Raw genomic sequence first — 22,305 nt, forward strand, 5'->3', positions numbered from 1 at the left:
CCCGCCACGCCAGCGCGCTGAACCGCTCCCTGAACCGCGCCGTGACGTCGACGCTGTCGTCGGTCGATATCGTGCTGTTTGTTGTCGAAGCCGGCTATTTCGGCCCCGATGACGAGAAGGTGCTGTCGCTGCTCCCCAAGAACGTTCCGGTGCTGCTGGTCTGCAACAAGCTTGACCGAATCGGCGAAGGCCGCAGCGAAGTCATGATGCCGTTCCTCGAGCAGATGGGGCAGCGCTTCCCGTTCCGGGAGGTGGTGCCGATGTCGGCCAAGACGCACGATCATATCCAGCGTCTGCTGGTGATCATCCGGCCGTATCTGCCGGAAGGCGAGCCGATGTACGACGTCGATGCAATGACCGATCGCAGCGAGCGCTTCCTGGCGTCCGAGATCATCCGCGAAAAGGTGTTCCGCTGGACCGGCGACGAACTGCCTTACACCAGCACCGTCGTGATCGACAAATTCGAGACCGAAGGGCGCCTGCGCAGGATTTTCGCGACGATCCTGGTCGAACGCGACGCGCACAAGGCGATGATCATCGGCAACAAGGGCGCCAAGCTCAAGCAGATCTCCACCGAGGCACGCCTGGATATGGAGAAGCTGTTCGATGGCAAGGTCTACCTGGAGATGTGGATCAAGGTCAAGAGCGGCTGGGCCGATAACGAAGCCAGACTGCGCGCCTACGGCTACGAGTGAGCAAGATGCCTGACGTGCGCCGCGCTGCTGCGCCGCGTGCGCGCAGCGCTGACCCGATTGCCGAGGAAGCCGCGGAACTGCTGGGGTCTGGCGCAGTACCTGCCATGAACGCGGCGGTTAGCCCCTCGGTGGCAGCCGGGCGCGAAATGATGGATCGCGCGATGCGTATCGTTCCGGCTCGCTCGGAACTGCGCGTCACCAATGAGGCGGGCTTCGTGCTTCATGCGCATCCTTATCGCGAAACCAGTCTGGTTCTCGACGTTTTTACGCGCGATCACGGTCGCGTGGCCATGGTCGCGAAAGGGGCCAAGCGGCCGCATTCCGCACTGCGCGCGGTGCTGCAGCATTTTCATCCGATCGCCCTGTCCTGGACCGGCCGCGGCGAGGTCAAGACGCTGACCAAGGCGGAGTACGTGGGCGGCATGCTGCCGCTTGCCGGCGACGCACTGCTTTCCGGCTTCTACCTGAACGAACTGCTGCTGCGTTTCTGCCCGCGCGAGGACGCGCATCCGGCCCTGTTCCGACACTACATGGCGACGCTGACGCGCCTGTCGCATGGCGAGCCGGCCAGCTTCGTATTGCGCAGCTTCGAGCGGGTGTTGCTGCAGGAGACTGGGTTTGCGGTAGCGTTTGATCAGTGCCTCCGATCGGGTGAACGCGTGCAGCCAGGGCTCGATTACGTCTACCAGCCCGAGCGCGGGGTGCGGCGCGCGCATGCGTCAGATCCGTCGAGCTGGCCCGTGGTGTCGGGACAGACGCTGCTGGATATGGCGCAGGATGATTACTCGCGCGCGCAGACCGTTTCGCAAAGCCGCGCACTGATGCGGTTCCTGCTGCATTATTATTTGCAGGGTGCGCCGCTGAAGACGCGCCAGATCCTGATCGATCTGCAGTACCTTTGATATCCCAATTCTCCTGAGAGAAGCCGGCATGATTTTCCACGCGAACCCCGGTGTCATCGACCTCGGGGTCAATATCGACCACGTGGCCACGCTGCGCAACGCGCGCGGCACGGTGTATCCCGATCCGATTCAGGCAGCGCTGCAGGCCGAGGAGGCCGGCGCCGACCTGATCACGCTGCATCTGCGCGAGGACCGTCGCCATATCCGCGACGCCGACGTGCGCGCGCTGCGCCCGAAGCTGGCCACGCGCATGAATCTGGAATGCGCGATCACTTCCGAGATGCTCGACATTGCGTGCGAGATCAAGCCCCAGGACGTCTGCCTGGTGCCTGAGAAGCGCGAGGAAGTCACTACCGAAGGTGGACTCGACGTGGCGGGCCATTTCGAGCAGGTCAGCGCCGCATGCCGGCAACTGGCCGACGCGGGTATCCGTGTATCGCTGTTCATTGACGCTGACCCTGACCAGATTGCCGCCGCTGCCGCGTGCAAGGCGCCGGTGATCGAGATCCATACTGGCCGCTACGCCGATGCGCATACCGCGGACGAGCAGGCAGTCGAGTTCCGCCGTGTGGCGGCGGGCGTGGAAGCGGGGCAGAAGCATGGTCTGATCGTCAACGCCGGCCACGGCCTGCACTACACCAACGTCCAGCCGATTGCTGCGCTGCCGGGGATCAAGGAGCTCAACATTGGTCACGCGATCGTTGCTCACGCGGTGTTTGCCGGGTGGCAGAACGCCGTGCGCGAGATGAAGGCCATTATGGTGGCGGCGCGCCTCGGTACCCGTTACCCGGTTCCGGGTCAGCCCGCGTGATCTACGGCGTCGGCACCGACATCATCCAGATTGATCGCGTACGCGGCGTGATGGAGCGCACGCGTGGTCGCTTTGTCGAGAAGATTCTCGGGCCGCGCGAGATGAAGATCTATCTTGCGCGCAAGGCACGCTCGGAAAAACGCGGCCTGGCATTCCTGTGCACGCGTTTCGCGGCCAAGGAGGCATTCTCGAAGGCCATCGGCCTGGGGATGCGCTGGCCGATGACGTGGCGCGCGATGGAGTTGCTGAACCAGCCATCAGGCGAGCCCGCGCCGCATTGCACTGGTGAACTGGCGGAATGGTTGCGGGAACGCGGCCTGGTCGTCCGTGTCAGTGTCAGTGACGAACATGAATATGCGGTCGCGTTCGCGATCGCCGAGCGGGGTGGTCAACTGGCGGCCCCGCAATCCGAACCCGCTTCGAACTGAATTCGATATTCGATATGAACAAGAAAGTCTCCGGCAAGCGGCCGGGCCCGGTAGTGCTCGACGTCGTGGGCAAGGAACTCACCGCCGAGGATGCGCGTCGCATTTCCCACCCGCTGACGGGTGGTGTGATCCTGTTTGCGCGCAACTTCGAATCGCGTGCGCAACTCGTGGCGCTGACGCGGGCCATTCGTGAAGTTCGTGACGATGCGCTCATCTGCATCGACCATGAAGGCGGCCGCGTGCAGCGCGCCAAGACCGATGGCTTCACGCACTTGCCGGCGATGTCCCGGCTCGGGGCGCTGTGGGACCGTGACGTGCTGACTGCCACCAAGGTGGCGATGGCTTGCGGCTACGTGCTGGCGGCCGAACTGCGTGCCTGCGACATCGACCTGAGCTTCACCCCGGTGCTTGACCTCGACTATGGCCGCAGTGGTGTCATTGGCGATCGTGCGTTCCATGCCGATCCTCGTGTGGTGACCATGCTGGCCAACCATCTGACGCACGGACTGCTGCTGGCCGGCATGGCGAACTGCGGCAAGCACTTCCCGGGGCATGGCTATGTCGAAGCCGATTCGCATGTGGCCATTCCGGTGGACGAGCGCGGTCTTGATGAAATCCTGTCCCAGGATGCCCGCCCTTATGACTGGATGGGCCCGGCGCTGGCGTCGGTGATGCCTGCCCACGTGATCTACCCGAAGGTCGATCCGAACCCGGCGGGCTTCTCGCGCTACTGGCTGCAGGACATCCTGCGCACCCAGCTTGGTTTTGAGGGCGTGATTTTCAGTGACGACCTCAGCATGGAGGGCGCGAGCGTGGCCGGTACCGTTACCCAGGCCGCGCGCGCCGCGCTCGAGGCGGGTTGCGACATGGTGTTGATCTGCAACCACCCGGATCGCGCGGACCAGTTGTTGAATGAACTCGATGTGTCGATCGGCAAGGCCTCGCAGCGGCGCATCCGCAAGCTGTTCGGTCGCCGCAAGCCGCTGGACTGGAACAAGTTGCAGCAAGAGGGCGAATACCGTGCCGCGCTGCGCCTGCTAAAGGAACACGATCTGATCGCTTGAGCGACTCAGGCCGCCGGGTGGTGGATCTACGCCACCCAGACATGAATCCGCAAGAATGGATCGGTAGAAAGAAAAAAGGGCAGCCGAAGCTGCCCTTTTTTGCGTATGCCCTAAGAGATCTTAGTTGGCGCGGCTGCGGTATTCGCCGGTACGCGTGTCGATTTCGATCTTGTCACCGATGTTGCAGAACAGCGGCACTTGCAGTTCGAAGCCGGTGTTGATCTTGGCGCCCTTGAGCACCTTGCCCGACGAGGTGTCGCCCTTGACGGCCGGTTCCGTGTAGATAATCTCGCGAACCAGCGTCGTCGGCATTTCGACCGAGATGGCCTTGTCGTTGTAGAACACCACTTCCACCACCATGCCGTCTTCGAGGTAGTTCAGCGAGTCGCCCATGCTGTCCTTCTCGACTTCGTACTGGTTGTACTCGGTGTCCATGAACACGTACATCGGGTCGGCGAAGTACGAGTACGTGCACTCGCGGCGCTCCAGCACCACGACTTCGAACTTGTCGTCGGCCTTGAAGACGGATTCGCCCGGGGCTTCCGTCAGCAGGTTCTTGTACTTCATCTTGACGACAGCGGCGTTACGACCTGACTTGTTGTACTCGGCCTTCTGAACCACCATCGGGTCGGAACCAATCATGAACACGTTGCCGACGCGGAGTTCCTGTGCGATTTTCATCTGAACTGTTTTCCTGAAAAAAATGGTCCGGGATCGTTGTAGGTGCCCGGAAATCGGTATGGCGAAGGGCGCAGCCGGCGTTTGCTGTTCTTGGGCCTTTGAACTTGGCTCGCCATAAAAATCAACCGGCTATTTTACCCGATTTTCGCAGAAGGCCACGAGATTCGCCGCCAGATCTCCCAAGTGCTGCAACTGCCGCTGCCAGCGGTCCATACCGGAAGTGAGGGCGGGTAATTGTGCCTGTAACGCCGCCCAATCCGGTGCATGGCCGTAGCCATTCCACGCGTGCGTGAAATTCGCCAGCGCGGCGGAAGCCTCGGGCACCACGCCGGAGCGTGAGAACCGGCCGAGCCAGGCGTCGAGCTTCTCGCGGTGCGCGTGGTCATCCTGGGAGTAGATGTGCCAGATCATTGGCTTGGCGGCCCAGTGCGCCCGCACGCATGAATCCTCGCCACGCACGAAGTTGATGTCGCAGGCCCACAGCAGTTCATCGTAGTGTTCCTGGCGCACGAACGGGATGCATTGCATGGTCAGATTGCCGCGCTGGTGCGATTCACCCGGCTGTAGCGGCGCGCCGAGCCACCCGCTCGCCTGCGTGGCGGCCAATCCTTGTGGCACAAGGCATTGGACTGGCGTCGTGCCGTCGCGCCATTGTTCGAGTAGCGCAGGTAAGGCCGGGTTCGTATAAGCGAACAGGCTCGTCCGCAGGGCGCCTGCGATCGGCTGCACGCCCAATCGGTGCCAAAGCGTGGCTTGCGCGGCCGGGCTGTCCAGGAATGCCGCGCGTGATGCGCCGAGCATGGATTCGCGCAAGAGGCCCCCGGTGCCGTGTGCAAATCCCGGGAAGAAGAAGTACTTGGTCAGTGGCAGCCGGGAGTGGGGCGAGGCCATCGCATGATGTTCGCTCACCCAGGCCTCGGCGCTCAGGTATTCAAGATTGATCCAGACGGGTTTGCGATCGACCGCGGCCATGGCGGCCTGCAACGGCTCGGGCAGATGGCAGGCAAAGGCCTCGATCACCACGTCGTGTGGCGTGACGGGCTCGAACGGTGCCTCCGGCTTTGGATCCCAGGTGTGCACGTCCACGCCGGCCAGCCGCTGGCGGGTGGCCGTCACATCAATCTCGGGTGCCAGTCGGGAAAAGCTGGTCAGGTCATCGACCCACAGTCGCACCGCATGACCGTGCTCCTGCGCCAGTTGGCGCGCCAGTCGCCAGCAGACGCCGATGTCGCCGAAGTTGTCGATGACGGTGCAAAAGATGTCCCAGGAACGGATTGGCATGACGATGACGGTGCCCGCCTGCGGAAAGTCCGGCGGGAGAATTGCTCTAAACTTGCGATTCTAGAGCGAGCGCCCCACGTTGGCGCGTTACGTCACACACTTTCCGTCCCCGATGCCCGAGCAGGAACCCGTCCTTCCCACCGAGACAATGCCCCCGGAATCCGATGCCCCGGAATCGTCCGGCGCGCCGGCGTTCGACCCGCGCCCGATCCTGGCGCGTATGCCGGGGTTGCCTGGTGTCTATCGCTACTTCGATGCCGACGGCAACATCCTCTATGTCGGCAAGGCGCGCGACCTGAAGAAGCGGGTCTCGAGCTATTTCAACAAGACGCAGTTGTCGCCGCGCATTGCGATGATGGTCGCCAAGATCGCCCGCATCGACACCACGGTGGTGCGGACGGAGGCGGAGGCGCTGCTGCTTGAGAACAACCTCATCAAGGCCCTGGCGCCGCGTTACAACATTCTGTTTCGCGACGACAAGTCCTATCCATTCCTCAAACTGACCGGGCACAAGTTCCCGCGCATGGCGTACTACCGTGGCGCCACCGATCGCAAGCACCAGTATTTCGGGCCGTTCCCGAGCGCGCACGCCGTGCGCGAGAGCATGCAGATCCTGCAGAAGGTCTTTCAGTTGCGAACCTGCGAGGACACGGTTTTCAACAATCGCACGCGGCCGTGCCTGCTGCATCAGATCCACCGCTGCACCGGGCCGTGCGTCGGCGCGATCAGCGAGGATGACTACGCGCGGGACGTGTCGAACGCGGCGCGCTTCCTGCAGGGGCGAGAGACCGAGGTGCTTGAGGGTCTGCAATCCAAGATGGAAGCCCATGCGGTGCAACTGGAGTTCGAGCAGGCTGCGGCGGTTCGGGACCAGATCGCCGCGCTGTCGACCGTGCTCAAGCGGCAGGCCGTGGAGGAAGTCGGCCAGGCGCGCGACATCGACATCCTGGCCGTGGCGGTGCAGGGTGGGCGTGCCTGCGTGAACCTGGCAATGGTGCGCGGTGGTCGTCATCTCGGCGACAAGGCGTACTTCCCGGCCCACGTCGACGAGGCGGCGATGATCGTGGAGGAGGGAGACGAGGCAGACGGTAGCGCGCATGAAGGAGCGGCTGCCGATACGGATCAGTTGCCCATCGACCGCATCGCCGCTCGCGTGCTGTCCGCTTTCATGGTGCAGCACTATCTGGATCAGGCACCGCCGCCCATCGTGGTGGTGAGTCATCGACCGGCCGATTCCGCCTTGGTCGAGGCGCTGTCGATGCAGGCGGGCCGGAAGATCACGCTGGTGCGCCAGCCTCAGGGCCAGCGCAAGACATGGCTGGAGATGGCCGCGCAGGGTGCGGGCTTGGCGCTGGCTCGTCGGCTGGCAGAGCAGGGCAGCCAGGAGGCGCGCACGCGCGCGCTGGCCGAAACCATTGGCCTCGACCTGGAGGATCTGGCGACATTGCGCATCGAGTGTTTCGATATCAGTCACACCGCTGGCGAGGCCACGCAGGCATCGTGCGTAGTGTTCCATCATCACGAGATGCAGAACAGCGAGTACCGACGCTACAACATCGCCGATATCACGCCGGGCGATGATTACGCTGCGATGCGCCAGGTGTTGACGCGCCGGTACCAGAAGCTCGTCGAGCAGTTGCAGGAGGCGGGTGGCGATCCGGCTGGCGATGGCGGCGACGGCGTGCCCCGTATGCCCCGCGTGGTGCTGATCGACGGTGGCAAAGGGCAGGTCGAGGTCGCGCGGCAGGTGTTCGAGGAACTCGGTCTCGATATTGGCCTGCTGGTTGGCGTGGCCAAGGGCGAAGGACGCAAGGTAGGTCTCGAGACGCTGGTGTTTGCCGACGGCCGGCCGTCGCTGGAACTGGGGCAAGGCAGCGCGGCGCTGATGCTGGTCGCGCAGATCCGGGACGAGGCGCACCGGTTCGCGATTACGGGTATGCGCGCGCGCCGGGCCAAGGCGCGTACCACTTCGCGGCTCGAGGAAATCGAAGGTGTGGGGGCGCGCCGCCGGCAGAAGCTGTTGACACGCTTCGGAGGTTTGCGGGGCGTGATGGCGGCCAGCATCGACGAACTGGCCAGCGTTGAAGGCATTTCGCGCACCCTGGCCGAGGAGATCTACCGACAGTTGCACTGAGCCTCGCGCGCCCATGAATTGGGCGGTTTTCGGCCCGAAACTACGTGTCGGGTCCGAAATCGGCGACAATCGCGGCAATCGACATCGCAATCCAGCCTTGTCTGCCCGGGAACACACTGCCCTAGCACCGCCCATGCCACTTAACATTCCCATTCTGCTGACCTGGCTTCGCGTGGCCATGATCCCGCTGGTCGTCGGGGTTTATTACCTGCCCGAGGCCTGGTTGCCGATGCACACCAAGAACGTCACCGCGGCATCGTTCTTCGTCATCGCGGCAGTGACGGACTGGCTCGATGGTTTTCTGGCGCGGCGCTGGAATCAGACCTCGGCCTTCGGCGCGTTCCTCGATCCGGTGGCCGACAAGCTCATGGTGACAGCCGCATTGCTGTCGTTGCTCGCGCTGGGGCGGGTGGCCGACCTGATCGCGCTGGTCATCATCGGGCGTGAGATCACGATTTCGGCACTGCGCGAATGGATGGCCCAGATCGGGGCTTCGAAGAGCGTGGCGGTGAATTTCCTTGGCAAGCTCAAGACCACGGTGCAGATGATCGCGATCCCGTTGCTGTTATTCAACGACGCTCTGTTCGGTGTGGACGCATCGCTGCTTGGCGGCTGGATGATCTACCTGGCAGCCGTGCTCACGTTGTGGTCGATGTTCTATTACATGAAGCTCGCCTGGCCGCAGATTCGCGAGCGCAGCGAGGTCATCAGCGGGGCTCGGACACAAAAGTGAGATTTGCTGCAAAAAGTTGTTGACGAGCCGGATCGTCCTTTGCAATAATCTCGTTCTCGCTGCTGACGACGCAAACGAAAGCAGCAAGATAAGCGGTACATAGCGCGAAATGGCAGCATAAAGCTGCGCGTTTAAAAGAAGTTGCGCGATAGTCTGCTTTTCGGTAAGATGCAGGGCCCTGCGGGAGTAGCTCAGTTGGTAGAGCGCAACCTTGCCAAGGTTGAGGTCGCGAGTTCGAGACTCGTCTCCCGCTCCAGGTTAATGGCATCCGGTGGCATGATGAAGCATGTGCAAGTCATCGGAACGGCAGCAAAGCTGCCACAGCAGTAAAAGTTGTACGCGGGAGTAGCTCAGTTGGTAGAGCGCAACCTTGCCAAGGTTGAGGTCGCGAGTTCGAGACTCGTCTCCCGCTCCAATCCCAAAGGGAAGCAGCGCTTCCCTTTTTCTTTCTCGGGATTGCCTCCGGGTTGTGGCTATGTCGGTGACGACGGTCGCAACGAATGCGGATACAATCCAGCATCGTCACCTGGCGGGGTGGCAGAGTGGTTATGCAGCGGCCTGCAAAGCCGTGTACGCCGGTTCGATTCCGACCTCCGCCTCCAGTCTCAAGCAAAACGGCGCCCGATGTGGCGCCGTTTTGCTTTTCGAGCTTTACCTACTTCAGCTTCTTTGGGACATCGCGGATTTTTTGCGACTGCTCTCACATTTGCCTGCGTGGTGCGCGTGTTACATTACGTCATGCCGTACCGCATTCGGGACGACGCTTGGCGTGGCAATCCACCTCGCGTAGTTGTATTCCGATGCACTCTCCTTGCCGTGGAGCGTTGCGCCGCAATTGGCGCCCGCGCGTCGCGGTCTGCTCTTCCCGTACTATCCGTCTCTTCCTTGTGCCCTTCGCGGGGGCATGATCTCGTCGTGCGATGCCCGTAGGGGCGGCCACGAGGGGCGGGTGGTCCCCAGAACATCGAGACAACCATAAAGGAACCCCAGACGCATGCATCACGCCACCCCGCTCATCAGCACAATCGTCGGCGGTATCGTGCTGGCGTTCATTCTGGGTGCGATTGCCAACAAGTTCAGGCTACCACCGCTGATCGGCTATCTTTGCGCGGGCATCGTCGTGGGGCCGCACACGCCTGGCTACACGGCGGATCAGACGCTGGCGCCGGAACTCGCGGAGCTAGGCGTGATCTTGCTGATGTTCGGCGTCGGGCTGCATTTCTCGGTCAAGGATCTGATGGCCGTGAAGCGAATCGCCATCCCGGGGGCGATCGTCCAGATCAGCATTGCCACGGCCCTCAGCATGTTGGTGGCCTGGGGGTTCGACTGGTCCTGGGGGCAAGGGCTCGTGTACGGACTGGCACTCTCGGTGGCCAGTACCGTGGTGCTGCTGCGCGCGCTGCAAGAGCGCGATCTGATCGAGTCGCCACAAGGCCGCATTGCTGTGGGCTGGCTGATCGTCGAAGATCTGGCGATGGTGTTGACGCTGGTGTTGCTGCCGGCCATGGCGCGCTTGCTTGGCGGCGGTGATGCCAATGCGACAGCGCCGACCACGATGGAGGTACTGATCGAGGTCCTCTCCACGCTTGGCAAGGTGGCCGCGTTCGTCGCGGTGATGCTGGTGATTGGCCGGCGCTTCATCCCGTGGATGCTTGAGCGCATTGTCTGGACCGGTAGTCGCGAGTTGTTCCGCCTTGGGGTGCTGGCCACTGCGCTGGGTGTGGCCTTCGGCGCCTATGCGTTGTTCGGCGTGTCGTTTGCCCTCGGCGCCTTCTTCGCGGGCATGGTGCTGGCCGAATCGGAGTTCAGCCATCGCGCGGCAGAGGAATCACTGCCGCTGCGCGATGCCTTCTCGGTGCTGTTCTTTGTCTCGGTGGGCATGCTGTTCGACCCCATGGTGCTAGTCAACGACCCTTGGGGTGTGCTGGCGACGCTCCTGATTATCGTCGTTGGGAAGTCGCTCGCCGCGCTCGGCATCGTGAGGGCCTTTGGCCTGAATAACCGGACCGGTCTGACGATTGCCGTGAGCCTCGCACAGATCGGCGAGTTCTCCTTCATTCTGGCCAGCCTCGGTGTCTATCTGGACATCCTGCCAGAGCGGGGGCAGGCGCTGATCCTTGCGGGTGCATTGCTGTCGATTGTGCTCAATCCCGTGCTGTTTCACCTGCTCGACCGCTACACCGCGCGCGAAGACGGACAGGGCGATCCGCAACCTGCCTGACCGGTTGCCGTATAGCGCTGTCAGGCGCCGAGACTCGGCGCCACGCCTCGCAGGTACTCGGTAAACGCAAGCAGCCCCTGGGTGGGAAACTTGTCCTGGTGGACGACCAACTGGAGCGGGCGGATCACGCGGGGCAGGTCGCTTCGTAGCGCGACGAGTAGCCCACGCTCGATTTCGTCGCGTACGACGTGCAACGACAGGCAGCTGACGCCGAATCCGCTCATGACGGCGCGCTTGATGGCTTCCGCATTGCCGAGTTCCAGTGCAAATCGCAGCGCGCCCAGTTCGGGTACCAGGCGGGCTTCGATAATTTCACGCGTGCCGGAGCCTGGTTCTCGCACGATCCAGTCTGCGTCGCGCAGCATGTCGTGAAACTGCGGCGATTGCTCGCCCGCGAGGGCCAACGGATGCGTAGGCCCAACGACCACCACCATCTCGTCATCGCACCAATGCACGCTGCGCAGATCGCGCTCATGGCTCGTACCCTCTATCAGGCCGATGTCGGCCTCGAACTTCATCAGTGACTGCAACACATCCTGGGTGTTGCCGATGCGGAGGTCGAGTGCGCATGGGCCAGTCTGGGCATTGCGGAAGCCCGCCAGCAAGGCAGGAAGGAGATAGCTGCCGATGGTGTTGCTGGCGGCGATGCGCAGTTGGACGCCGCCTTCCGAGGCGAAGCGCTCCAGTTCCTGCGCCTGATCGAGTAGCGATAGTGCGCGGGGAAAGAACTGCCGTCCCGCCTCATTGATCGCAAGGCGTCTGGCCACCCGGTCGAATAGCGCCCCGTTCAGTGCTCGCTCGAGCTCGGCCAGCGATGCGCTGACGGCCGATTGCGACATCGCAAGGGCGTCGGCCGCCGCGATCGTGCTGCCGTGCTGGGCCACTGCCACGAACACCTGCAGCTGGCGCAAGGTAAGGCGTAGCGGGCGCTGATCCATGATTTATCGATATTTAGGGTTACGACTACCGATATTACCCGTTTTACGGGTTAGATGTACGTCGATACCCTGCATGGCATCCGACGAGAACCAGTTGCCGCCATGTCTTCCACGCCTGCTACACCCGCGATTTCCTCGACTCCGCAGTCGGCGCTGGCGCTCTGGCGCATGAGGCTAATTACGCTCTTTCCGCTTGGCGCCATCGCGTGGATCTCCATGGTCCTCGCCGATCACCCCGCGATTGCCCATTACGGCCTTTCTGCCCTGACCCTGTCGATGGGCGCAGGCATGGTGGCTGCCAATACGATGCCGAAACACTGGCTTGCGCCGCTTGCCCCCGGGATGCAGTTCGCGCGCCATCATCTGTTGCGTCTCGGTGTCGCCCTGTACGGCCTTCGCCTGACATTTGGCGCAATTGCGGCGCTTGGCGTCGGTGGGGTGGTGGTGCCGCTGACGATGCTCGTCGCCACGCTGCTCTTCGGCACGTGGGTCGGATCGTCGATCTTCGGGTTGAGCCGTCGCGAAGCCATCCTGGTCAGCGCCGGTAGTGCAGTTTGCGGAGCGGCGGCGGCGATTGCGGTGTCGTCGGTCGTGCGTACCGATGACCGGCAAACGGCTGTGGCGGTCGCCACGGTGGTGCTTTTCGGAACGGTGGGGATGTTGCTTTACCCCTGGCTCTACGAACTCGCCACGCTACACTGGCACCTTGCCATCAGCGAACGGAGCTTTGGCATCTTTACCGGCGCCACGCTGCATGAAGTGGCCCAGGTGATTGCCTCGGGAAAGATGGTCAGCGATGGTGCGGCCGATGCGGCGGTGGTCGCGAAAATGGTACGCGTGCTCGCACTGGGCCCGCTGCTGCTGGTCATGGCGCTGTGGCCCCGCACGAGCTGGTCGCAGGAGTCCGGTGGCTCGCGCAACCTGCGTGGGCTGCTCCGGTCGGTACCTTGGTTCGCGTTGGGTTTCGTCGCTGTAATGGCGCTGAATTCAGCCCAGATGGTGCCGGCGGACTGGAAGCCTGTCCTGATTGGCTTCGATAACTGGATGCTGGCTTGCGCCATGCTTGCCATCGGCCTGCACACCCGCATCGGCGATCTGCTTCGCGCCGGCCGCAAGCCACTGGCCTTGGCGGGCGTCCTCTTCCTCTTCCTGATGGTCGTTGGTGCTGCGCTTTGCGCGCTGCTGGTCTGAGGAGAGCCTGGTGCGGCCGACGGGACTCGAACCCGTAAGCCCGGAAGGCGGCAGATTTTAAGTCTGCTGAGTCTACCAATTTCTCCACGGCCGCACGGCAAGCCCGGTATTGTGGTGGCTTAGCCTGCCGGACGCAAGCTGTTCAACTTGCGACAGAAGTGATGTGCCTGTTACCGGTGGTAACAATGTAGCGCCCGCCGTTTCACCTGAAAAAGCGTGAGCCTCTACAATTCGGTTATCAGAACCCAAATTCCAAGAGGCACGATCATGAAACGTTGGTTGTTCGCAGCATTCGGTGTGACCGCCGCGCTGATGTCGGGCGCTGCAATGGCACATGTGAGCGTTGGCGTGGCGATCGGCGTGCCGGGCGTGGTGATTGGTGCTCCGGCCTATTACCCGCCAGCGCCGGTCTACTATGCACCGCCGCCGGTGATGGTCGCGCCTGGACCCGCCTACTATGGTCCTCCTCCCGTCGTGGTGCGGCCGGCTCCGGTCTACTATGGTGGCTACGGTTACTACCGCGGTGGGCCTCGCTACTACTACGGCCCGGGCTGGCATGGTCGCGGCCACGGTCATGGCCGCTGGCATGACTGATTGACCGGCAGGATGTCATCCGAGAAAGAAGCCCCTGACTGGGGCTTCTTTCATTTCTGGCGGTCACTGGCAGGCGTGCTCTCCGGTGCCTCCGGGGTTGCCGGGTGTCTTGCGTGCGTGACAACGCGTCAAGTCGTGCGTCGGGTGAAGGTCTTTCACATTTTGCCGCTGTCGTGGAATGCATCGGCCCGCCCCGGGGAGCGATATACTTGCGCCTCATCCCTGACATGAATCGATGGAGAGAGGTAATGCAGCAAAAAACCGTACTGACGGCAGATGACGTGAAGAAGGTGATGGCCGCTGCCGAGGCCGAAGCCCTGGCCAACAACTGGGCCGTCACGATTGTGGTCGTCGATGACGGTGGTCATCCGCTGGCAATGCAGCGTCTGGATGGCGTAGCGCCGATCTCGGCCTACATCGCCACGGAGAAGGCGCGCACCGCGTCGCTGGGTCGTCGTGAATCCAAGATCTACGAAGACATGATCAACAATGGCCGCTACTCGTTCATGACTGCCCCGGTACTGAACGGCATGCTGGAGGGCGGTGTGCCCATCGTCGCCAATGGCCAGGTGGTGGGCGCAGTTGGTGTGTCGGGCGTGAAGTCGACCGAAGACGCACAGATCGCACGCGCTGGTATTGCTTCGCTGGGCCTCTGAGCGCCCAAAGCAAAAAGCCCCGCGAACGCAACGTCCGCGGGGCGGTATAAAAAAGCGGCATGGCTGGCGTGGTCGGCGCGGCAAGGGGTTTGGAGTTGCTTGCTATGCCGGGAATCCAATCGACTGGCTACTGCCCAACGCCCCGGTACAGGGCGGTCCCCACAAAAGTCTTTGCATGCCCGACCTTTCGGTCCGGGCCACCTGATCAGATCACTTGGTCAGGATCAGTTTCCCGTAGCGCGTGACACGCAGCGTATAGACGTTCCCGTTGTGCAGGATCGGCAGCGTCGTCGCACCGTGCATGATGGCTTCCAGCGGTACGGGTTGCGCGGTACTACCGTCGGCCGGCGCGTCATGGCGCATCAGTGCTTCGAGGCGAGCGGGCAGGGCGGCGACCGCCGATTTGACCGATTCGATTGCTGACGAGGCCGTCGATGTCTCGCGCCTGTCCTGCTGGACAACCTCCACGCGGCGCAGTGACAGACGGCGGCGCGTGACTTCACGCGGTTGCGACATCGGCAGGCTCAGGGTGCTCATGGTCTTCTCCGTACGAAGTATTCAATAGGTGTCGGTGACGATGGAGAGAATCATAAATGAGAATTGTTATCATTACAAGTGAGATCGCAATTCGTTACACCCACATCAGTCTTCGAACACGGCTCTTGAGCAGATAAGGCGCCGATCACTAAAAAACAAGGGCACCCCTCGGGGTGCCCTTGTTGCGATGACGCAGTTGCGCGACCGGCCTAGTGCTTCGGTTCGGTGATGAACCCGATCTTGCCGAGTCCACCGTGCTGCGCCGCGGCCATGACCTGGGCGACGCGCTCGTAGCGCACTTCGCGGTCCGCGCGCAGATGCAACTCCGGTTGCGGCTGCTGCAAGGCGGCTTCTGCAATGCGCTGATCCAGTGTGGCCTCGTCAACTTCCTGCTGGTTCCAGAACACCTTGCCTTGGGCATCGATCGAGACATTGATGCTCTGCGGCTTGGAGTCGTTGGGCTGGTTGGTCGCGCGCGGCAGGTCGATCTTCACCGCGTGATTGATGACGGGAATTGTGATGATGAAGATGATCAGCAGCACCAGCATGACGTCGACCAGTGGCGTCATGTTGATCTCGCTCATCACCTCGTCATCATCTCCGTCGAGCGTGCCGAATGCCATGATGCTTTCCTTCCTGCGTCTGCCGGGCAGACTTAGTTCTTGACGGCCAGGCGGACCGACGCGTCATCGGCGCGGACGCCACCAGTAGTCGGGCGCACACGGGCGCCGGTCACGAAATAGGCGTGCAGGTCGTGCGCGAAGCGGTTCAGTTTGCTGATGACGCCCTTGTTGCCACGGCTCAGCGCGTTATAGCCGAGCACGGCCGGGATCGCCACGGCCAGGCCGAAGGCGGTCATGATCAGTGCTTCGCCCACCGGGCCGGCAACCTTGTCGATGGTCGGCACGCCGGAGGCGCCGATGCCGATCAGTGCGTGATAGATGCCCCACACGGTGCCGAACAGGCCAACGAACGGGGCCGTCGAACCCACCGAAGCCAGAATGGCCAGACCTGACTGCATCCGCGCCACGGCTTCGTCGATCGCGCTCTTGAGCGAACGGGTCAGCCAGTCCGAGATGTCGAGTGCGTCATGCAATTGCGGCTGGCTGGCGCGGTGATGCTGGGCCGCCTCGCGGCCGGTGACGGCCAGCATACGGAACGGGTTGGCATCGTTGGCGCCGAGCGTGTCGAGCGCGTGGTCGAAATCGTCGGAATGCCAGAAGCGCTTTTCCGCGCCGTGCGCCATCTTCTTGAGGCGAATCAGATCCCACGCCTTGGTGAGGATCACGATCCACGACAGCAGCGACATGATCAGCAGAATGATGGCGGTCGCGCGCATGACGAAATCGCCTTGCGACCAGAGGTGGGAAAGTCCGAGGTCCTGCATGGTGGTTCCTGAAAAGGGTCAGTGTAAGGAAGTGTCGGAAAGATTCCGGGGAATCAGTTCAGTTCGAAATTGATCGGCTGCTGAGCGGTTACCGCCACGGCGCGACCATTATCCATATAGGGCTTGCAACGCATCGCCTGCACCGCATTGACCGCCGCCGTATCCAGGCGTGTCGATCCGCTCGACGTGACGATGGCCGTCTTTACCACACGTCCGGTCTCGTCCGTGGTCAAACGCACCACGGTCTTGCCGGTTTCGCCCATCCGGCGCGACTGCGACGGATACGTGACCTGCGGCGGCGAACATGCGATCTCGCCGATACCTACTGCACGCGGTGCGGCATTCGCCGGGGCGGCAGGCGCGGCGGGCTCCGGAGCGGGCGCTGGTGGCGCAGGCGGAGCGGGCGGCGCTTCGATCGCGGTAGGCGAAGGCGGTAGCGATGCCACGGGCGTAGGCGTGGGTTGCGGCTTGGGCGGCGTCGGGCGTGGTGTCACGACCTTGACCTGCTTGGGCGGTGTTTGCGGCTGCTGCTTGGGCGGCTCTGGCGCCGGCGGCTGCTGCGGAGGTTCCATCGGGATGATGCGGGCAATGATCTCGGGGGCGATGACAGCTTCCGTCATCTTGCGAGCCAGCCCGCTCTGGATCAAATACAGCAGCCCTGCATGGAACAGCAGGACCGCGATGGTGATCTTGAAGAAACGTTGATCGAACATGTGAAGAACGACAGGTGCACGCCAGATGGCGCAATCACTTGCGGTAGAACAGGATCAGCGAGATGCCACATCCGACCAGCAGGCTCAATAGCAGTTCCATGATGATAACGCTCCAGAAATAGATACCTCGAAGAAACCGGTTCCCGGGGGAGCGCCACTCTTGGGTAGCGTATCAGGGTGACAGTATAAACGATAATGATTCTTATTTGTTGCGCATTGTGCAATGCGTGATCGGGATTCTTTCCATCCTCGGATGCGCGCCGCATCAATGGGTACTCCGGGGTTGCGGGTGCGTTACGTGGGCCAGCTCGCGTAACGCAACGTCTCGCCGATGCTCCACACCCGCAAAACCGCGCTAGGATTAACAACTACAGCCATTAGCGGCAGACACGGCACAGGTGCAGCGCGTTCCCCGCGGTCCGGACGCCGAACGCCCCGTGCGAAGGGAACTGGCAATGGACTTTACCCGTTTTGCTGATGACGACCGCATGATGGACGACCGCACCACGCTGTTGCGCGCCTCGTCCGGCGTCGCGGGGACGTCGCCGCTGGACTGGATGTGCGCGCAGTTCGCGCTGCGCGTGGTCTGCGCGCTTGGTCCCCGCTTCAATCTGCGCAGCAATATCAATGACGTGCTTACCGTCAGCGCGCAGGAAATGGTCTGGCCCTACGGCGTGGTGCTGCGCGTGCAGCGGTTTCTGTCGGCGCGCTGTGCCGACATGCCAGCGTGGAAGGGGGCCGCGCGGCTTTCCCCGGAAGAGTTTCTCGATCGCCATGGCCAATGGAACAGCGCCTTCGATGAAAGTGCGCTGTTTTACTACCTCGACGAGTACGTCAAATACCACGCCAAGGACATGTTTGCCGTGTTCGCGGCCTCGTCTGCCGCCATTACGGCGAGGCTCGATGGCGAACGCGTGCTGCTGGTGCGCAATATCGACATGCTCAGCCACGTGCTCAACCTGCCCGAGCATGAGCGCAAGTTGCTGCTGTTCGCGGCGCTGGCGAAGTACAAGCGCGATCTTCGCGCGGTCATGGTCGACTGCAAGGTTGCTCACAGCCAGGAAGCATTTCAGATCCTGGCGGGCCTGACTGGTGCCAGCCCCGGCGATATTGCCGTCTCGCTGCGCCCGGGTTCACGGCTCGAAACCCTCAATCTGATCGAGCAACCCCTGCCGGAAAACAGCGTGACCGATCTGGGCGACTTGATGCGCCTGTCCGATCGTCTGTTGCACGTCCTGCTCGGCAACTACGCCAGCGAGGCGGATATGATGGCCGTGTTCACGCGGCCAGCCGCACCGCCGACGCTGGGGACGAGCGACTATCCGCATGTGGAAGCCGACGCCCGTTACCTCACGGCACTGATGGCCAATGCCACGCGACAGAATGCCACCGGCGTCAATGTTCTGATCTATGGCCCGCCCGGCACAGGCAAGACCGAGTTCGCGCGACTGATCGCGCGAGAGGCCGAGTGCGAACTTTATGAGGTCGACTGCTTCGATCGAGACGGCAACAGTCTTTCGGGCAAGGATCGGTATCGGTCGCTGCAAGTCTCGCAGGCCTTTCTGCGCGGGCGGCCGCGCACGGCCCTGCTGTTCGACGAGGTGGAGGACGTATTCCCGGGCAGCGCGCGCGAGTTGATGAGTCTGTTCGGCCAGGAAGACACGCGCGGTTCGGTCAACGGCAAAGCGTGGGTCAACCAGACGCTGGAACAGAATCCGGTGCCGGTGATCTGGATCTCGAATTCGATCCGCCAGATCGATCCGGCGTACCTGCGCCGCTTCCAGTTCCACCTGGAGCTGAAGATCCCGCCGCCGCTGGTGCGCGAGAACATTATCCGCAAGCACCTGGGCGGTCTGGCCGTCAGTGATGCCTTCATCGCTACGCTGGCAGCCCGCAAGACGCTGACACCGGCGCAGGTACAGTCAGCCGCGCGGTTCGTGGAGCTGGCGCGGCCCGATGTCGAGGAACCCGTGGAAGCGCTGATCCTGCGGCAACTTGAACACGCGGATCGCGCCATGGGATTGCAGCCCGAAGCGGAGGCACGTCCCGTGGTGACGCACTATCGCCTGGATAATCTGAATCTGGAAACGCGCTATGCGGTGAACAAGATCGTGCAGGCCCTCGGCGCGCGCAAGCGCGGCACGCTCTGCTTCTATGGGCCACCGGGCACGGGCAAGACCGCGTTGGCCGAGCACATCGCCGCCGAGCTCGATCTGCCGCTTATGATTCGCCGCGCCTCCGACCTGATGAGCAAGTATGTGGGCGAGACCGAGCAGCAGATCGCGGCCATGTTCGCGCGCGCGGAGGAGGACGGGGCGGTGCTGCTTCTGGACGAAGCTGACAGCTTCATGCAAAGCCGCCAGCAAGCGGTGCGCAATTACGAGGTGTCCGAAGTCAACGAGATGCTGCAGGGAATGGAACGCTTCAACGGCATCTTCATTTGCACCACCAATCTGTTCGATCGGATCGATGAAGCCGCGCTGCGTCGGTTCTCGTTCAAGATCCGCTTCCAGGCGCTCAAGCCGGTGCAACGGATCTCGATGTTCGTCGACGAAGCGCTCGATGGCGATGCGACGAACATGACCGACGCGATTCGCCGGGAACTCGATGGGATGGATTGCCTGACACCGGGCGATTTCGCGACAGTCAAACGGCAGTGCGTGGTGCTTGGCGAAGCGCTGACGCCCGAGGAATTTCTGGCGCAGCTACGTCAGGAACACGCCGTGAAGCCCGAGGTGCGACATCACAAGCCGCTGGGCTTCATTCAGTAGCTGGAGCAGGTTCGATCACGACCGTTTCTGCGTTGGCCTCGACATGAAGCAGCGCTGCGGCCATTTCGCGCAGATGGGCGGCGTCCTTGGTGGACAGGTAGCGCACGCTCGGCGCCGTGTCGGGACTGGCCGCCAGGTCGAACTCCGCGAGCTTGCGTGCGAGTTGGCGTGCGATGGCCACGCCCGTGTCGATCAGTGCCAGTCGTCCGTCGACCAGGTCATCAATCGTTTCCGACAAGAACGGGTAGTGCGTGCAGCCCAGTACGAGGGTGTCGGCGCCAGCCTCGAGCATGGGTGAGAGCAGGGTCCCCAGCGTTTGGCGGACCGTGTCGCTCGACACATCACCTTGCTCGATCAGCGGTACCAGGCCGATGCCTGCCTCGCAGAGAAAGCGACTCTCATTGCCGAGCGAGGTCAGCAGCCGGTTGAATTTGGCGCTCTTCAGTGTATTGGCCGTGGCCAGCACGCCCACCACCTTGCTGCGGCTGGCCGCGGCGGCGGGTTTGAGTCCCGGTTCCACGCCGATGATCGGCACGGCAAGACGCTCACGCAGTGTCTGCACCGCGTGCATCGTTGCGGTATTGCAGGCGATCACCAGTGCCTTGCAGCCCTGCGCGACGAGCCATTCGCAAACCTGTAGCGTGCGGGCCTCCACGAAATGCTCGGGCTTTTCGCCATACGGGGCGTAACGGGAATCGGCGAAGTAGAGCAGCGACTCGTGCGGCAGCAGCGCGCGCACTTCGCGCAGGACCGACAGGCCGCCAAGGCCAGAATCGAAGATGCCGATGGGGGAGGGGTTCACGCGCGCAAGGTCGAGGAGGGTTTGCTTCCCTCTCTCGCTTGCGGAAGAGGGAAGGGGAGAGGGCGGGCTGTTCCATCAACGACAAGTCGCGATCTGAACCACTGCACCTTCTCCCCCAACCCCTCTTCCACGCAGCGGGAGAGGGGTGTACTACAAGTAGCCGGATTTAGGCCGTCGCGACCGGAATCTTGCCGATCTTGGCCTGCCACTCGGCGGGGCCGGTCTTGTGGACGGACGTGCCCGAGCTATCCACGGCCACCGTCACCGGCATGTCCTTGACGTCGAACTCGTAGATGGCTTCCATGCCGAGGTCTTCGAAGGCCAGGACCTTGGCGCCACGGATCGCCTTCGACACGAGGTAGGCAGCGCCACCCACGGCCATCAGGTAGGCCGACTTGTGCTTCTGGATCGATTCGATCGCGGTGGGGCCACGCTCGGCCTTGCCGATCATGGCGATCAGGCCGGTCTGCGACAGCATCGTCTCGGTGAACTTGTCCATGCGGGTGGCGGTGGTGGGGCCAGCCGGGCCAACCACTTCGTCACGTACGGGATCCACAGGGCCCACGTAGTAGATCACGCGGTTCGTGAAGTCGATCGGCAGCTTCTCGCCCTTGGCCAGCATGTCGGCGATGCGCTTGTGCGCGGCATCACGGCCGGTCAGCATCTTGCCGTTCAGCAGCAGCGTCTGGCCGGGCTTCCACGAGGCGACTTCTTCCGGCGTCAGCGTGTTCAGGTCAACGCTTTTCGACGTTTCGGTGTTCGGTGCCCACTCGACCTTCGGCCATTGCGACAGGTCCGGCGCTTCCAGCTTGGCGACGCCGCTGCCGTCCAGCGTGAAGTGCGCGTGGCGGGTGGCCGCGCAGTTCGGGATCATGGCCACAGGCAGGTTGGCCGCGTGAGTCGGGTAGTCCAGCACCTTCACGTCGAGCACGGTGGCCAGGCCGCCCAGGCCCTGCGCGCCGATGCCCAGTGCGTTGACCTTCTCGTACAGCTCGATGCGCAGTTCTTCGGCGCGGTTGCTCGGGCCGCGGGCGAGCAGGTCCTGAATGTCGATCGGCTCCATCAGGGCTTCCTTGGCCAGCAGCATGGCCTTTTCAGCCGTGCCGCCAATGCCGATGCCCAGCATGCCCGGCGGGCACCAGCCGGCGCCCATGGTCGGCACAGTCTTGAGCACCCAGTCGACGATCGAGTCAGACGGGTTGAGCATCACGAACTTCGACTTGGCTTCGGAACCGCCGCCCTTGGCCGCGACGATCACGTCCACCGTATCGCCCGGAACGATCGACATGTTGATCACCGCCGGGGTGTTGTCCTTGGTATTGGTGCGCTTGCCGGCCGGATCGGCCAGCACGCTGGCGCGCAGCTTGTTGTCCACGTCGTTGTACGCGCGGCGCACGCCTTCGTTGACCATGTCTTCCAGGCTCATCGTGGCGCCATCCCAGCGCACGTTCATGCCCACCTTCAGGAAGACCGTCACGATGCCGGTGTCCTGGCACAGCGGGCGCTTGCCTTCGGCGCACATGCGGCTGTTGGTCAGGATCTGCGCGATCGCATCCTTGGCGGCCGGACTCTTTTCCAGCTCATAGGCGCGGCCCAGGCTGGTGATGTAGTCCATCGGATGGTAGTAGCTGATGTACTGCAGGGAATCGGCGACGCTCTGGATGAGGTCTTCTTGCTTGATGACTGTCATTTTGTGGGGGATGGGCAGCGGTGAAACACAGCCCGGAATCATACACCGTCGCGGCGACGACTGCCGCTTTGCATAC

Annotated in this window: 21 protein-coding genes and 4 tRNA genes; 15 read left to right on the plus strand and 10 right to left on the minus strand. The window is 62.8% G+C overall.

The features are described from left to right. The 5 genes from era to nagZ form a co-directional block, all read left to right on the plus strand. Positions 1 to 695, plus strand: a 695-nt coding sequence (era, locus tag D769_RS04115; RefSeq protein WP_008642365.1) for a GTPase Era, incomplete at its 5' end; no start/stop codon positions are given. Between the two features lie 5 nt (positions 696 to 700). After that, complete coding sequence (gene recO, locus D769_RS04120) at positions 701 to 1,597, plus strand: DNA repair protein RecO (protein ID WP_008642366.1); 897 nt, start codon at positions 701 to 703, stop codon at positions 1,595 to 1,597. Between the two features lie 28 nt (positions 1,598 to 1,625). Then, positions 1,626 to 2,408: a pyridoxine 5'-phosphate synthase gene (gene pdxJ / locus D769_RS04125; protein ID WP_008642368.1), complete on the plus strand. Its 783-nt coding sequence runs from the start codon at positions 1,626 to 1,628 to the stop codon at positions 2,406 to 2,408. After that, positions 2,405 to 2,836, plus strand: coding sequence for a holo-ACP synthase (gene acpS / locus D769_RS04130; RefSeq protein WP_008642370.1), 432 nt, complete (start codon positions 2,405 to 2,407; stop codon positions 2,834 to 2,836). Before pdxJ ends, acpS begins: the two co-directional genes overlap by 4 nt. Positions 2,837 to 2,850: 14 nt before the next feature. Beyond that, a complete protein-coding gene (gene nagZ, locus D769_RS04135) occupies positions 2,851 to 3,900 on the plus strand; it encodes a beta-N-acetylhexosaminidase (RefSeq protein WP_008642372.1) in 1,050 nt (349 codons plus the stop codon). A gap of 120 nt (positions 3,901 to 4,020) precedes the next feature. On the opposite strand, the gene efp is transcribed toward nagZ, so the two are convergent. Together efp and earP are read right to left on the minus strand one after the other, a co-directional pair. After that, the gene (gene efp / locus D769_RS04140; RefSeq protein WP_008642375.1) at positions 4,021 to 4,581 is read right to left on the minus strand and encodes an elongation factor P; all 561 of its coding nucleotides are present in this window, start codon (positions 4,579 to 4,581) and stop codon (positions 4,021 to 4,023) included. A 129-nt stretch (positions 4,582 to 4,710) separates the two neighbouring features. Continuing rightward, a complete protein-coding gene (gene earP, locus D769_RS04145; protein WP_008642377.1) occupies positions 4,711 to 5,862 on the minus strand; it encodes an elongation factor P maturation arginine rhamnosyltransferase EarP in 1,152 nt (383 codons plus the stop codon). A 148-nt stretch (positions 5,863 to 6,010) separates the two neighbouring features. On the opposite strand from earP, the gene uvrC reads away from it, so the two are divergent. The 6 genes from uvrC (at position 6,011) to ybaL (ending at position 10,950) form a co-directional block, all read left to right on the plus strand. Next, the gene (gene uvrC, locus D769_RS04150; RefSeq protein WP_008642379.1) at positions 6,011 to 7,996 is read left to right on the plus strand and encodes an excinuclease ABC subunit UvrC; all 1,986 of its coding nucleotides are present in this window, start codon (positions 6,011 to 6,013) and stop codon (positions 7,994 to 7,996) included. A 133-nt stretch (positions 7,997 to 8,129) separates the two neighbouring features. Then, positions 8,130 to 8,729, plus strand: coding sequence for a CDP-diacylglycerol--glycerol-3-phosphate 3-phosphatidyltransferase (gene pgsA / locus D769_RS04155; protein WP_008642380.1), 600 nt, complete (start codon positions 8,130 to 8,132; stop codon positions 8,727 to 8,729). Positions 8,730 to 8,909: 180 nt separating this feature from the next. After that, a tRNA-Gly gene (locus tag D769_RS04160) sits at positions 8,910 to 8,985 on the plus strand. A gap of 83 nt (positions 8,986 to 9,068) precedes the next feature. After that, positions 9,069 to 9,144: transfer RNA gene (locus D769_RS04165), tRNA-Gly, on the plus strand. 113 nt (positions 9,145 to 9,257) lie between these two features. Continuing rightward, a tRNA-Cys gene (locus D769_RS04170) sits at positions 9,258 to 9,331 on the plus strand. A 392-nt stretch (positions 9,332 to 9,723) separates the two neighbouring features. Continuing rightward, positions 9,724 to 10,950: a YbaL family putative K(+) efflux transporter gene (gene ybaL / locus D769_RS04175; RefSeq protein ID WP_008642382.1), complete on the plus strand. Its 1,227-nt coding sequence runs from the start codon at positions 9,724 to 9,726 to the stop codon at positions 10,948 to 10,950. A 20-nt stretch (positions 10,951 to 10,970) separates the two neighbouring features. Here ybaL and D769_RS04180 read toward each other — a convergent pair whose 3' ends face one another. Further along, a complete protein-coding gene (locus D769_RS04180) occupies positions 10,971 to 11,888 on the minus strand; it encodes a LysR family transcriptional regulator (RefSeq protein ID WP_008642384.1) in 918 nt (305 codons plus the stop codon). Positions 11,889 to 11,990: 102 nt separating this feature from the next. Here D769_RS04180 and D769_RS04185 point away from each other — a divergent pair, with 102 nt between their 5' ends. Further along, positions 11,991 to 13,079 (plus strand): YeiH family protein, encoded by a 1,089-nt coding sequence (locus D769_RS04185; protein WP_040010878.1) that lies wholly within the window; start codon positions 11,991 to 11,993, stop codon positions 13,077 to 13,079. Between the two features lie 8 nt (positions 13,080 to 13,087). Here D769_RS04185 and D769_RS04190 read toward each other — a convergent pair. Then, positions 13,088 to 13,173: transfer RNA gene (locus tag D769_RS04190), tRNA-Leu, on the minus strand. A 173-nt stretch (positions 13,174 to 13,346) separates the two neighbouring features. Here D769_RS04190 and D769_RS04195 point away from each other — a divergent pair. Both D769_RS04195 and D769_RS04200 read left to right on the plus strand, forming a co-directional pair. Further along, entirely contained in the window at positions 13,347 to 13,673 is a 327-nt protein-coding gene (locus tag D769_RS04195) for a hypothetical protein (protein ID WP_008642387.1), read from the plus strand. 248 nt (positions 13,674 to 13,921) lie between these two features. Further along, the gene (locus D769_RS04200) at positions 13,922 to 14,329 is read left to right on the plus strand and encodes a heme-binding protein (protein ID WP_008642389.1); all 408 of its coding nucleotides are present in this window, start codon (positions 13,922 to 13,924) and stop codon (positions 14,327 to 14,329) included. Between the two features lie 210 nt (positions 14,330 to 14,539). On the opposite strand, the gene hemP is transcribed toward D769_RS04200, so the two are convergent. The 4 genes from hemP to D769_RS04220 form a co-directional block, all read right to left on the minus strand. Beyond that, entirely contained in the window at positions 14,540 to 14,866 is a 327-nt protein-coding gene (gene hemP, locus D769_RS04205; RefSeq protein WP_008642392.1) for a hemin uptake protein HemP, read from the minus strand. Between the two features lie 209 nt (positions 14,867 to 15,075). Continuing rightward, a complete protein-coding gene (locus D769_RS04210) occupies positions 15,076 to 15,489 on the minus strand; it encodes a biopolymer transporter ExbD (protein ID WP_008642394.1) in 414 nt (137 codons plus the stop codon). Between the two features lie 32 nt (positions 15,490 to 15,521). Further along, positions 15,522 to 16,253 carry a MotA/TolQ/ExbB proton channel family protein gene (locus D769_RS04215; RefSeq protein ID WP_008642395.1) on the minus strand — a complete coding sequence of 244 codons (732 nt, stop codon included), beginning with the start codon at positions 16,251 to 16,253 and terminating at the stop codon, positions 15,522 to 15,524. 53 nt (positions 16,254 to 16,306) lie between these two features. Further along, the gene (locus D769_RS04220; protein ID WP_008642397.1) at positions 16,307 to 16,966 is read right to left on the minus strand and encodes an energy transducer TonB; all 660 of its coding nucleotides are present in this window, start codon (positions 16,964 to 16,966) and stop codon (positions 16,307 to 16,309) included. 455 nt (positions 16,967 to 17,421) lie between these two features. Between D769_RS04220 and D769_RS04225 the strand changes: the two genes are divergently transcribed. Further along, the gene (locus tag D769_RS04225) at positions 17,422 to 19,737 is read left to right on the plus strand and encodes an ATP-binding protein (RefSeq protein ID WP_008642398.1); all 2,316 of its coding nucleotides are present in this window, start codon (positions 17,422 to 17,424) and stop codon (positions 19,735 to 19,737) included. On the opposite strand, the gene murI is transcribed toward D769_RS04225, so the two are convergent. Further along, entirely contained in the window at positions 19,727 to 20,539 is an 813-nt protein-coding gene (gene murI, locus D769_RS04230) for a glutamate racemase (RefSeq protein WP_008642399.1), read from the minus strand. The genes D769_RS04225 and murI overlap by 11 nt on opposite strands. 166 nt (positions 20,540 to 20,705) lie before the next feature. Continuing rightward, the gene (locus tag D769_RS04235; protein ID WP_008642400.1) at positions 20,706 to 22,229 is read right to left on the minus strand and encodes a fumarate hydratase; all 1,524 of its coding nucleotides are present in this window, start codon (positions 22,227 to 22,229) and stop codon (positions 20,706 to 20,708) included. Between the last annotated feature and the right edge of the window lie 76 nt (positions 22,230 to 22,305).

This window comes from Cupriavidus sp. HMR-1 (assembly GCF_000319775.1).
GTDB lineage: Bacteria > Pseudomonadota > Gammaproteobacteria > Burkholderiales > Burkholderiaceae > Cupriavidus > Cupriavidus metallidurans.

Coding starts and splice junctions, on each gene's coding strand:
- recO (WP_008642366.1), top strand. CDS start 701: ATGCCTGACGTGCGCCGCGCTGCTGCGCCGCGTGCGCGCAGCGCTGAC.
- pdxJ (WP_008642368.1), top strand. CDS start 1,626: ATGATTTTCCACGCGAACCCCGGTGTCATCGACCTCGGGGTCAATATC.
- nagZ (WP_008642372.1), top strand. CDS start 2,851: ATGAACAAGAAAGTCTCCGGCAAGCGGCCGGGCCCGGTAGTGCTCGAC.
- efp (WP_008642375.1), bottom strand. CDS start 4,581: ATGAAAATCGCACAGGAACTCCGCGTCGGCAACGTGTTCATGATTGGT.
- earP (WP_008642377.1), bottom strand. CDS start 5,862: ATGCCAATCCGTTCCTGGGACATCTTTTGCACCGTCATCGACAACTTC.
- uvrC (WP_008642379.1), top strand. CDS start 6,011: ATGCCCCCGGAATCCGATGCCCCGGAATCGTCCGGCGCGCCGGCGTTC.
- pgsA (WP_008642380.1), top strand. CDS start 8,130: ATGCCACTTAACATTCCCATTCTGCTGACCTGGCTTCGCGTGGCCATG.
- ybaL (WP_008642382.1), top strand. CDS start 9,724: ATGCATCACGCCACCCCGCTCATCAGCACAATCGTCGGCGGTATCGTG.
- D769_RS04180 (WP_008642384.1), bottom strand. CDS start 11,888: ATGGATCAGCGCCCGCTACGCCTTACCTTGCGCCAGCTGCAGGTGTTC.
- D769_RS04185 (WP_040010878.1), top strand. CDS start 11,991: ATGTCTTCCACGCCTGCTACACCCGCGATTTCCTCGACTCCGCAGTCG.
- D769_RS04195 (WP_008642387.1), top strand. CDS start 13,347: ATGAAACGTTGGTTGTTCGCAGCATTCGGTGTGACCGCCGCGCTGATG.
- D769_RS04200 (WP_008642389.1), top strand. CDS start 13,922: ATGCAGCAAAAAACCGTACTGACGGCAGATGACGTGAAGAAGGTGATG.
- hemP (WP_008642392.1), bottom strand. CDS start 14,866: ATGAGCACCCTGAGCCTGCCGATGTCGCAACCGCGTGAAGTCACGCGC.
- D769_RS04210 (WP_008642394.1), bottom strand. CDS start 15,489: ATGGCATTCGGCACGCTCGACGGAGATGATGACGAGGTGATGAGCGAG.
- D769_RS04215 (WP_008642395.1), bottom strand. CDS start 16,253: ATGCAGGACCTCGGACTTTCCCACCTCTGGTCGCAAGGCGATTTCGTC.
- D769_RS04220 (WP_008642397.1), bottom strand. CDS start 16,966: ATGTTCGATCAACGTTTCTTCAAGATCACCATCGCGGTCCTGCTGTTC.
- D769_RS04225 (WP_008642398.1), top strand. CDS start 17,422: ATGGACTTTACCCGTTTTGCTGATGACGACCGCATGATGGACGACCGC.
- D769_RS04235 (WP_008642400.1), bottom strand. CDS start 22,229: ATGACAGTCATCAAGCAAGAAGACCTCATCCAGAGCGTCGCCGATTCC.